Source organism: Nonomuraea sp. JJY05, from assembly GCF_043496855.1.
Taxonomy (GTDB): Bacteria; Actinomycetota; Actinomycetes; order Streptosporangiales; family Streptosporangiaceae; genus Nonomuraea.
In genome coordinates, this window is the sequence record NZ_JBIEIS010000006.1 from 83,691 (window position 1) to 94,021 (window position 10,331).

General features: G+C 72.7%; 9 protein-coding genes. 5 read left to right on the plus strand and 4 right to left on the minus strand.

The genetic code is table 11. The features are described from left to right. Nucleotides 1–6: 6 nt before the first annotated feature. Both ACFKCF_RS09955 and ACFKCF_RS09960 read right to left on the minus strand, forming a co-directional pair. Entirely contained in the window at nt 7–1,023 is a 1,017-nt protein-coding gene (locus ACFKCF_RS09955) for a class I mannose-6-phosphate isomerase (RefSeq protein WP_394492680.1), read from the minus strand. A gap of 6 nt (nt 1,024–1,029) precedes the next feature. After that, complete coding sequence (locus ACFKCF_RS09960) at nt 1,030–2,013, minus strand: DMT family transporter (RefSeq protein WP_394492681.1); 984 nt, start codon at nt 2,011–2,013, stop codon at nt 1,030–1,032. On the opposite strand from ACFKCF_RS09960, the gene ACFKCF_RS09965 reads away from it, so the two are divergent. From ACFKCF_RS09965 to ACFKCF_RS09980, 4 genes are all read left to right on the plus strand, one after another. Next, nucleotides 2,012–2,977, plus strand: coding sequence for an AraC family transcriptional regulator (locus tag ACFKCF_RS09965; protein WP_394492682.1), 966 nt, complete (start codon nt 2,012–2,014; stop codon nt 2,975–2,977). The genes ACFKCF_RS09960 and ACFKCF_RS09965 overlap by 2 nt on opposite strands. Nucleotides 2,978–3,069: 92 nt before the next feature. Next, nucleotides 3,070–3,534, plus strand: a complete 465-nt coding sequence (locus tag ACFKCF_RS09970) for a hypothetical protein (RefSeq protein ID WP_394492683.1) — start codon at nt 3,070–3,072, stop codon at nt 3,532–3,534. Nucleotides 3,535–3,544: 10 nt separating this feature from the next. Beyond that, nucleotides 3,545–5,059, plus strand: coding sequence for a multicopper oxidase family protein (locus tag ACFKCF_RS09975; protein ID WP_394492684.1), 1,515 nt, complete (start codon nt 3,545–3,547; stop codon nt 5,057–5,059). A gap of 144 nt (nt 5,060–5,203) precedes the next feature. After that, on the plus strand, nt 5,204–6,538 hold the full coding sequence (locus ACFKCF_RS09980; protein WP_394492685.1) for a hypothetical protein: 1,335 nt from the start codon (nt 5,204–5,206) through the stop codon (nt 6,536–6,538). A 41-nt stretch (nt 6,539–6,579) separates the two neighbouring features. Here ACFKCF_RS09980 and ACFKCF_RS09985 read toward each other — a convergent pair whose 3' ends face one another. After that, nucleotides 6,580–7,398 carry an MOSC domain-containing protein gene (locus ACFKCF_RS09985; RefSeq protein ID WP_394492686.1) on the minus strand — a complete coding sequence of 273 codons (819 nt, stop codon included), beginning with the start codon at nt 7,396–7,398 and terminating at the stop codon, nt 6,580–6,582. 300 nt (nt 7,399–7,698) lie between these two features. Between ACFKCF_RS09985 and ACFKCF_RS09990 the strand changes: the two genes are divergently transcribed. Next, on the plus strand, nt 7,699–9,312 hold the full coding sequence (locus ACFKCF_RS09990) for an SMI1/KNR4 family protein (RefSeq protein WP_394492687.1): 1,614 nt from the start codon (nt 7,699–7,701) through the stop codon (nt 9,310–9,312). Here the strand turns inward: ACFKCF_RS09990 and ACFKCF_RS09995 are convergent. Next, on the minus strand, nt 9,298–10,197 hold the full coding sequence (locus ACFKCF_RS09995) for a hypothetical protein (protein ID WP_394492688.1): 900 nt from the start codon (nt 10,195–10,197) through the stop codon (nt 9,298–9,300). The two genes, ACFKCF_RS09990 and ACFKCF_RS09995, sit on opposite strands and share 15 nt — an antisense overlap. Nucleotides 10,198–10,331: the final 134 nt, after the last annotated feature.

A 10,331-nucleotide genomic window follows, 5' to 3' on the forward strand; every position in this document is an offset into this window, starting at 1 on the left:
GCCGGTTCACGCCGGTCTGCAGCGCACCGCCGTGACGTCGCCGCGCAGCGCGCACTTCCCGGCCGCGTACGGGATCAGCAGCGTGTCCCCGGCGCCGACCGCGACCGGGGAGCCGTGCTCGCACTCGACGGAGCCGGCACCTGTCGTGACCACGACGACGGAGTAGGCCGGCTCCAGCACGCTGACCGGATCGGGACGCAGCCGCTCGGCCGCGAAGAACTCGTCGGCCGACTCGGCGAACAGCCGGTGCGCCCCCGGCCGGGCGTCGGCCGCCGGGCGGCGGTCGCGGTGCAGCTCGGCGAGCCGTTCCGCGCCCCAGCCGCTCCTGTCGACGCAGGCGAGCGCCTGGTCGTAGCCGAGCCCCAGGTGCCCGACGGCCGGGCCGTCGACGTCGAAGCCCTCCCACTCCAGCAGCACGGAGAAGTCGGTCGGCTCCTGCACCTCGACCATGAGGACCCCGGCCCCGATGGCGTGCGGCAGGCCCGCGGGGCACACGATGGCGTCGCCGGCCCGCACCGGCACCCGGTTCGTGGCGTCGAGCATCCGGTCGATGCGCTGGTCCGCGACCCAGCCGGCCAGCTCGCCAGGCTCGACGTCCCTGGCGAAGCCGAGGTGCACCGCCGCGCCCGGCTCGGCCGAGACGATCACCCACGCCTCGGTCTTCCCGTACGGCGAGGCCAGGTGGGCGGCGGCGAAGCGGCGGTCGGGGTGCACGTGCAGCGGCAGGCGCTCGCCCGCGTCGAGCAGCTTCACCAGGATCGCCGGGCCGGGGCCGTGCTCGGCGACGTGCCGCTCCCCCAGCCACCACAGGGGATCGGCGGCGATCGCCTCGGCCAGTGACCGGCCGTCGGGCAGCGTGGTCAGCCCCGCGGGCGCCGCGCCGTGCCGGCTCGTCGTCGAGGCGATCCAGTCCTCCGGATAGTACGGGTCCTCGGCGGGACGGACGCCGCGGAACCTGCCGATGCGCCCATCGCCCCGGTAGAACGAGCGGGGTGTGTTGGCGGGCAGCCGGTAGATGGTCATACGTCCTCAATCAATGCCAGTCGGACCCGTCGACGTCCGGGCCCCGGCGGGTTCCTGAACGATAGCGCGCCGCCGTACCGGGAGCTTGCCCTGGGTGACGGCGAGGACGGCGCCGGCGAGCAGCACGGCCGCGCCTGCCGCCTGCACGGTGCCGAACGACTCGCCCAGGAACAGGGCGGAGCACGCGGTGCCGACGACGGGCACGACGAACATCATGATGGACGCCGACGCCGGTCCCACGTCGCGGATGCCCCGGTAGTACAGCAGGTTCGCCACCGCGGTCGGGCCGAGCGCCACGAAGATCACGTTCAGCCAGACGTAGGCGGGCACGTCGTGCCAGGCGACCTCGGCGGCCGACGGCGCGCTGTAGATCGCCAGGAGCACCGCCCCGCTCACCGTCGCGTACGTCGTCGCCTTGAGGGGGTCGATGCCCGCCAGCACGCGGCGGCCGGTCAGCGTGAACGCCGCCCAGCAGCAGGCGCTCAGCAGGAAGAGCAGGTCCCCGGCGAGCCGGCCCTGGCCCGCGCCCGCCTCCCCGCCCGAGCCCACGAAGAAGACCACGGCGCCGATCGCGCCCGTCGCCAGCCCCGCCACCCGCGCCGCCGACGCCCGCTCCCGGCCCATGACCAGCAGGAAGGACGTGGTCAGCACCGGGCTCATGACCGGGACGATGGTGCTCCCGTCGATCGCCGGAGCCAGCGACAGCCCCCAGAAGAACAGGACGTTGTAGACGAAGACGCCCAGCACGCCCGCCCCGGCCGCCCGCACCCAGTCACGCGCCGTCGTCCGCCGGCGTTCGCCGGCCTGCCGGAAGAGCCGCAGCGCGACCAGCAGCGCCAGGGCTCCGCCACCGAAGCGCAGGGTCGCGACCACGGAGTGAGGCAGGTGATCGACGATCACCTTGGAGGCGCTGAAGCCGCTGCCCCACAGCAGCATCGTCGTGACCAGCAGAAGGTACGGCCGGGTGCCGCTCGTTACAGTGCTTGCCATGGGTTCACCTCCGCAACACGCCGTTCCGCGCCGGAGAACAGAGGAGACGGGCGCGGCGGCAGCGATCAGCCTGCGCCCGGCGCCCGCCGCCGGTCTTGTACGCTCGTGCGCGGCGGCGGCGGGCGAGGGCCGCAGGTCCCGGGAGTGGGCCAGCTACTGGCGCGCGGACGGGATGCCGCTGGAGGCCATGTACGCGAGCTTCCTGCGCCACCGCTACCACCGGCACAGCCACGAGACCTACTCCTTCGGCGTCACCGAGCACGGCGCGCAGACCTTCACCTGCCGTGGCGCCGGGCACACGAGCGCGGCCGGGATGGTGATGGCGTTCAACCCCGACGAGGTGCACGACGGCCACGCGGCCCACGAGCTGGGCTTCACGTACCGGATCGTGCACATCGGCCAGGACCTGATCGCCGACGTGCTCCAGGACATGGCCGGGCGGCCCGCCGGGCTGCCCCTGTTCGCCGCGCCGGTCCTCGGCTCAGCCGTGCTCGCGGAGCGGCTGCGCCGGCTGCACACCGCGCTGCGGCACGGCGCCGGCCCGCTCGAACGCGACGAGCTGCTCTCCTCCACCGTCGCCGCCCTCGTACGCCTGGCCGCGCGCACGCCGCCCGGACCGCCCGCCGCCCTCAGCGCGCCCGCCGCCAGGTGGCTGGCCGCCAGGGCGCGCGAGCTGATCCACGACCGCCACGCCGAGCCGATCAGCGCCGACGACCTCGCTGCCTGGACCGGCTCCAGCCGGTACGCCGTCTACCGGGCCTTCCGCGCGGCCTACGGGCTCGCGCCCAGCGAGTATCAGCGCCAGCTGCGGCTGCGCGCCGCCCGCCGCCTGCTCGCCCAGGGTCATCCGGCGGCCCGGGTGGCCGTCGAGGCCGGGTTCACCGACCAGGCCCACCTCACCCGCTGGTTCACCCGCTCGTACGGCGTCACGCCCACCCAGTATCGGCTGGCAGGACCGGCCTGACCTCTTCTCAGTCCGTCCCAAGTCTGCCACCATTCCCCCCCAAGTCGCCCTCCCTAACGTGACTCGCGACAACAACGGACAGGGAGGGTGCGATGAAAAACGTCTACAAGGTCTTGGCCTACCTGGTGGCGATCGAGGTCGCCGTGCAGGCGTCGATGGTGGTCTGGGCCGACGCCGGGCTCGGCCTGTGGGTCGAAGGGGGCGGCGTGGTCGACAAGACGCTCATGGAGAGCGGCGAGACGCCGTTCGCCGAGGCCCTCGGGCTGATGGTCCACGGCATGAACGGGATGTTGGTCATCCCGGTCCTCGCGCTGCTCCTGCTGATCTCCTCGTTCTGGGCGAAGGTCCCGGGAGCCGTGAAGGCGGCCGGGCTGGTGCTGCTGCTGGTCGTCCTGCAGGTCGCCTTCGGCCTCGTCGGCCACAGCATCCCGCTGGTGGGCCTCGTGCACGGCCTCAACGCGCTGCTGCTGTTCACCGCGGCGCTCTACGCGGCACGCCGGGGCGCGGCGGTGAGCCCGGCCGCCGTGCCGGGGTCTCAGCACGCGGTTCGCGGCTGACGGAGGGCTCATGCGTCGCAATCGCCCGGGTCGCGGCCGGGCCCGCACCGTCGTCGCGTGCGCCGCGACGGCGGCCGTGCTCGGGCCGCTGATCTGGCTCTGGCAGGACAGCCTGCTGCCGTCCGCGTACTCCGTCATGGACATGGGGTACGCGGACTACGGCGGCGGGCCGCAGGGCTCCCACGAAGGACATTCGATGGGAGGCGCCTCGGCCCACGTCTCGAACCACGCCGGCGGGCGCGACGTGACGGAACTGATCGCCGACGCCGACCGCCCCGCCGACGTCACGGTGACCGTGGTGGCCCGCAAGCAACGGTTCCGGCTGGCCTCCGGCCGTGACTTCGACGGTTACACGCTCAACGGCCGATCACCCGGCCCGGTCATCAAGGCCGTCCAGGGCCAGCTGGTCCAGGTCCGGCTGGTCAACGAGTCGGTGCCGGGCGGCATCACGCTGCACTGGCACGGCGTCGACGTGCCCAACGCCGCGGACGGCGTCGCGGGCGTCACCCAGGACGCGGTCGGCATCGGCAAGGAGTTCACCTACCGGTTCGTCGCCGACCGCGCGGGCACCTTCTGGTACCACTCGCACCAGATGTCGCACGAACAGGTCCGGGGCGGCCTGCTCGGAGCGGTGGTCGTCACGCCGGGCAAGAGAGAGCAGGCGAAGGACGTCGTGGCGCTGGTGCACCTGTACGGCGGCATCCGCACGATCAACGGGCGGGAGGGCGACCTCCACGCCGAGGCGCCACCCGGCGCTCGGGCACGGGTACGCGTGATCAACACCGAGTACGGCGTCATGCCGGCCTGGGTGAGCGGCGCGCCGTACCGGCTCGTGGCCGTGGACGGCACCGAGGTCAACGGGCCCGCGCCGGTGCGGGGCCAGGCGGTCGCGGTGGCCGCGGGAGGACGCGCCGACCTCGAGATCACCATGCCCGCGGACGGCTCCCCCGTGCGGGTCCACCTCGGCGGGCCCACCGGCGTCGTGCTCGGCTCGACCTCCTACGACGCGCCCCCGGCGCCGCGGCCGGCGGCGACGCTCGACCCGCTCACGTACGGCACCCGGGCGCCGCTCGGGTTCGACCCCGCCAAGCCCGACCGGCGCTTCGAGTACGACGTGGGCCGCCGCCCCGGCTTCCTCGACGGGGTCCCCGGGGTGTGGTGGACGATCAACGGCCACCTCTACCCGGACGTGCCCATGTTCCACGTGACCGAGGGTGACGTGGTGCGGATGCGCATCTCCAACGACAGCGGCGAGGCGCATCCCATGCACCTGCACGGCCACCACGCGGTGGTGCTCACGCGCGACGGCGTGGCCGCCACCGGCAGCCCCTGGTGGGTGGACTCCCTCGAGGTCGGGATCGGCCAGACGTACGAGATCGCGTTCGTCGCCGACAACCCCGGCGTCTGGATGGACCACTGCCACAACCTGCCCCATGCCTCCGAAGGGCTCACGGCCCATCTGATGTACGAGGGAGTCACCACCCGGTTCACCGTGGGCGGCCCGGCCGACAACAAGCCCGAGTGAGCCCCGCCGGCCGAACGGCCGCCGACCCCCACGGCGGCCCGGGTTCGGCAGGAGCCCTCACTAAGTAGCGGCCAAGTACTCGTTGACCACCCTCAAAAGCGGTGCTACTAATGCAGGAAACCTTCATAAAGACGGAGGCCACCTGTGGTCACGCGATTACCCGCACTGGTCCTGCTCCTCACTGCCCTGCTGGCCGTCCCCCTGCCCGCCGCCGCGGCCACCGGCTACGCGTTGACGGCCGCACAGCTGGCTCAGGTCCGGCCGCTGGCGTTCACCTCGACCATGTCGGCGCGTGACGCGGTGGTCTCCACGCGGCCGGTGACCAAGGTGCGGATGGACACCGTCATCGCCGGCGGCTACACCACCCGCGCGATCTGCCACCCCACCGACCTCCACGTCTCCGCCCAGGTCAGCGGATTCTGCTGGAGCGCCACCGACGACACGACCGCGAACTGGTTCCCGCAGGGGATCACGGGCAGCGGCGACGGCATGAACGGCTCGGTGCTCTACCCGCCCTGCGACGGCTGCGCCGGCCGGAAGATCGTGGCGGTGAGCTGGCGCAGCGGCGCCTCCCACGAGTACGGAGCCAACCGGCTCGCCAGGGTCACCTTCGTCGACGTCACCGCCGGACTGCCGGGCGCCCCCTACCGCCACGTCGTGCTGGTCGAACCCGACGGCACCGCCGAGGGCTTCCACGAGATCGCCACCCACGCCGACGGCATCTCGTGGTACGGCAACAAGCTCTTCCTCGTCACCGGCGGCGACCCGAACGTGTCCGGCGGCGACCGGCTGGTCCGAGTCTTCGACCTCACCCACTTCTGGAAGATGAACTCCACCACGTCAGGAAATGTCGGCTGCGTCGGCGGCGTCTGCTCGGCGGCCTACTCCGGCTTCGCCCTGCCGCAGATCGGCTACTACCGGCTCGACTCTCCCGCGGTGTGCGCGAGCCTCGACCTGGCCAGGCCCTGCCTGAACGGCGTCTCGCTCGACCGGAGCGGCGCCGACCACCTGACCACCGTCGAATACAAGAGGGACGCCTCCGGCGGGAAGATCCTCCGCTGGCCCCTCGACCCGTCCACCGCCCTGCTCAAGACCGGCTCCGACGGGCTCGTGCACCCCACGGAGGGATGGACCAGCCCGGTCTGGGAGCTGCAGGGCGGCGTGTTCACCGGCGACAAGGGCGTCCTCGTGGGGTTGTGCCCCGACGGCGCGCCTGCCGTCACCTACATGCCGGGCGGCACGGCGAACATCTCAGGGGATTTCCGCAAGTCCTGCCTGCACCGCGTCACGATCTCCGCCGACCGCGGCACGCTCGACGTCCACTACATGACGACCGCTCCGGGCAACGCGCAGAACGTCGCCTACTGGCCGGCCGGCGGGGAGTTGTGGCTGGTCAACGAGTTCCGCGGCGACTACGACGCCATCTACGGCAGCGACCGCCTGGTGCTCGCCCTGAACTGCCCGGACCTCGGCTGCTGAGACCGGGCGCGTCCCCTGGTCGCGGTGCGCGATCGATCCGGTCAGCGGGCGCTGACCGGATCACCCACCCGGATCGTGCCCGGTTCGCGGGGGACCAGGCGGATGCCGAACCAGGTCTTGCCGTCCCACTTGCGGTGCCGGGCCAGCGTCCGCAGCGGCTCCTTGCCCTTCACCTGGGTCTCCGGATCGATCGTCGTCACCGCGCAACGGTCGCAGATCTCCGAGACCCGGAAGGGAACCGCGCCGATCCGCACCTCGCGCCAGCCGTCCTCCGCGAAGGCCGCCGCGCCCTCGACGATCGCGCTGGGACGGAACCGTACCCGCGACAGCCGCCCGGGCGGGTCCTCGCCGTGCCTGGCCGCCTCCTCGGCCAGCCACCCGTCCAGGGCGAGGGCGGACGACTCCGAGATGAGCAGGAGCGGCGCGTCCCACGCGAAGCTCACCACCTCACCCGGCAACCCGCCGTGCGCCGGGTCGATCGACCGCCGCTGGGGGTCGTCCAGCCACACCAGCCTGGCCGGGCGTCCCAGCAGTTCGCTGAACCAGGCGTGCGCCGCGTCGTCGGCGAGCACCGCCTTGTCCAGACCGGTGAAGCCGACCGGCGTGGCCGCGCCGGCAGCGGGCGGCACGGTCAGGGGTTCCATCCCGCGTGCCGCGAGCCGCAGACCGCCCTCGGCGGTGGGGTGCGCGGCGACGGACGCCAGGCGCGGGAACTCGCCCAGCCACAGGTTGTCGCCCCGCTCGTCGACCACCGCCCACCGCCGGTCCCCGTCCAGGCCCCAGGGGTGAACGACCGCCTCGGACAGCGCATAACCCTGACCCGATTTCAGCGGATAAATCAGGATTTGATCGAGGATCACCGCCTAAGCTTATCCGGTTCAGTAGCCGCCGTCAGGAGGCAAACGCATCTCCATACCCCAGGCTTCCGCGCCGTTCGAGACCGACTTCCGGCGGGGCCGCTCCTGGGCGGGCGCCGCAGCCGGCTCCCCCCCTCCCGGCCAGGTCCGCGGTCCTGCCCGCGGTGACGAGGTCGCGCGACTCCTGCCAAGCGGGCAACAGGGTCACTTGTGTCATGGGCGGGAGATTAGAGATCATCACCGACAAAGCGACCGGGCGCCGATCCGGCCGTTCACAGGATCGAATCGGGTGGGAAAGGCCGCGTGATCGACGACGTACTCCGTTCCATGGCCGAGAAGATCGCGGCCGCGGGGCCCCCGAAGTGGCGCAGGGCCGAATTGCGGGGGTTCGCGACCGGCGGCGGCGGGTCCGGGCACAGCGGCCTGACGTACGAGCCCGGCGCCGGCGACGGTGACGTCGACCTGCACGCCGAGCTGTGCGCCGTGCACACGCTGGCCGGGCCGAGCGGCGATCATCTGACAGTCGAGCTGGTCGTCGAGGCCAAGGGGCGGTTCGAGGCGGTGGTCAGCCAGTCGCTGGAGCGTGCCCACGACGGCGGCTTCCTGTACGTGCTCGATCGGCACGCGCGCCCGGCCGAGCCGGCGGCGTTCCAGCAGGGCCCGGTGGAGTCCACGCAGGCGGGGGACCCGCGGGAGGCGGTCGCCCTGCTCGGCGCCTATTTACGCGAGCGGGACCGGATCCTGGGGCGGGACACGTACGCGCCGCCGCCCGCGCTGCCCGAGGCGCGCCGGGCCGAGCTCGCGATGGGGCTCCCCGACGACCTGCGCGCTCTGTACGCCCACATCGACGGCGACGGCGGCGAGGGGCTGCTGGACCGGCACCCCTGGTTCGGCCTGGAGCGGCTGGTGAGCCAGAGCCGCCCGGAGAACCGCTGGTGGGCCGCGGGACGCGCCTGGCGTGACCACCTGCGCAACCCGTTGATCACCAGCACCGGCCCCCGGCTGGCCGTGCGCCGGGCGTCGGACCACCCGGGCTGGATCCCGTTCGCCAGCGGCACCGGCGGCGACTTCCTGGCCGTGGACCTCGCGCCGGGCCCCGGCGGGCGCTCCGGCCAGGTCATCCGCATGGGCGCGGGCCACGGCGACGGCCCGGTCTACGTCGCCGACTCGGTGACCGCCCTGCTGCGGCGGCACGTCGCCGCGCTGCGGTCGGGCGCGTACCGGGTCGAGGAGGGCGAGCTGTGGATCGACGTCGAGGAGCCGGAGGAGGAGCCCCGCGCGCTGGTCGTCGCCGGCGCCGACGCGGCCTCCATGCGCGGCATGCGCCCGGGGATCGAACGCCTGACGGTGCTCAACGCCCCCTTGGCCGACTTCCGGCCCCTGCGCGGGACGCCGACGCTGTGGCAGATCACCGTGGAGAACGTGCCGGGAGCGGGCCTGGGCCCGCTCCGCGACACGCCGGTGGAGCTGCTCGACCTGTCCATGGACACGATCGACCTGTGGCCGCTGGCGGGCCACGCCACGCTTCGCCTGCTGACGGTGCGCACCACGAGCCCCGTGGACCTGGCGCCGCTCGTGTCGTGCCCGCGCCTGTACGGGCTGGACCTGTCCCAGGCCGCCGTCAACGACCTCGGCGTGCTCGCGGACCTCAAGAACCTGCTCTACCTGCGCCTGCGCCGCGCGCAGTGGGAGGAGCTCTGGGAGCTGGCGGGCCACCCGGCGGGGCTGGCGGCGGCCGAGCTGGCCGCCGAGCCGCCCCGGGAGAGGGCCTGGTGGTGGTCGGTCGACAGGTCCTACCATGCCCCGGAGCCGTCGCTGAAGACGGCGGTCAAGTGGGCGGCCGACCTGGCCGGCAGGTCGGCGGACGTGCGGACCTTCGCGGGCCGGTTCGCCCGCGGCGGGTCAGCCTCGCGTTGAGATCAGCTCCAGGGCGCGCTGGTACTGCTCGGTCGACGGCTGCCGGGTCCAGGTCATGCCGGGCAGGCTGTCCGAGAGCATGCGCGCCATGACCATGGACATGACGTCGGACGGCTGCGCGTGCGGCATCTGCGGGCGCATCGACCGATATCCGGCGAGCACCCGGCCGTAGTCGTACATCAGCGTGTTCGTGAAGCGGCTGCGCTCGGCGTCGGCGCTCTCCAGCCCCGCCACGAACTCGGGCTCCGGCTCCTCGATCACGGCCCTGTAGACGTCGAGCCGGTTGCGGATCTCGCCGGGGGCGGCGTGGCTGTGGGCGTCGTCGTACATGCGCGCCACGTGCTGCGGCAGCTCCGCGAGCACGGTGAGCATGCCGTAGCCGCCGTCCTCGTCGCCGTAGCCGCCGACGCCGCCGTCCACGCCCTGGGCGTGCGTGGCGCTCATCATCGCGCTGGTGAAGTCGTACTTGTCCATGCCGTCGACCGGCTCGGCCATCCAGTCGTCGTCGAGGTGCAGCACGCCGCCGGTCTCGCTCTGCGCGGCCTGGTCGATCAGGTGGCGCACGGCGCCCGCCGGGTCAGCCAGGGCCTGCGGGCCCAGCGCGGCGAACTGCTCGGCGAGCAGGAACAGCGAGATCACCATGGACGGGTGGTACACGCGCAGCGCGCCGGCCTCTCGGTGCGGGAACACCGTGCTCTCCTCGTCGTACGCCTCGAGCCCGGCCATGAACGCCTGCTCCTGCTCCTCGTCGAGGATGAGCTCCCAGGCCCACTTGCGTTGGACGTGGAACTTGTAGAAGTCCTCGCCTCTGAGCGGATCCCGGAACTTCCACCACAGAGCCACGCCGGCGACCAGGGCGACGATCACGCTCAACGCGATCCACATAAGGGTCCGTCTCTCTTTCTCTCGGGTTGACTGCCGGAAAAGCCGGATCGTAGCGGTGAAGATCCGTTGATCTCCCGAAAACAACCGGAAAGAGAGACATGATCACCTTCAGTAGCCACCCGCCCGGGAAGGGG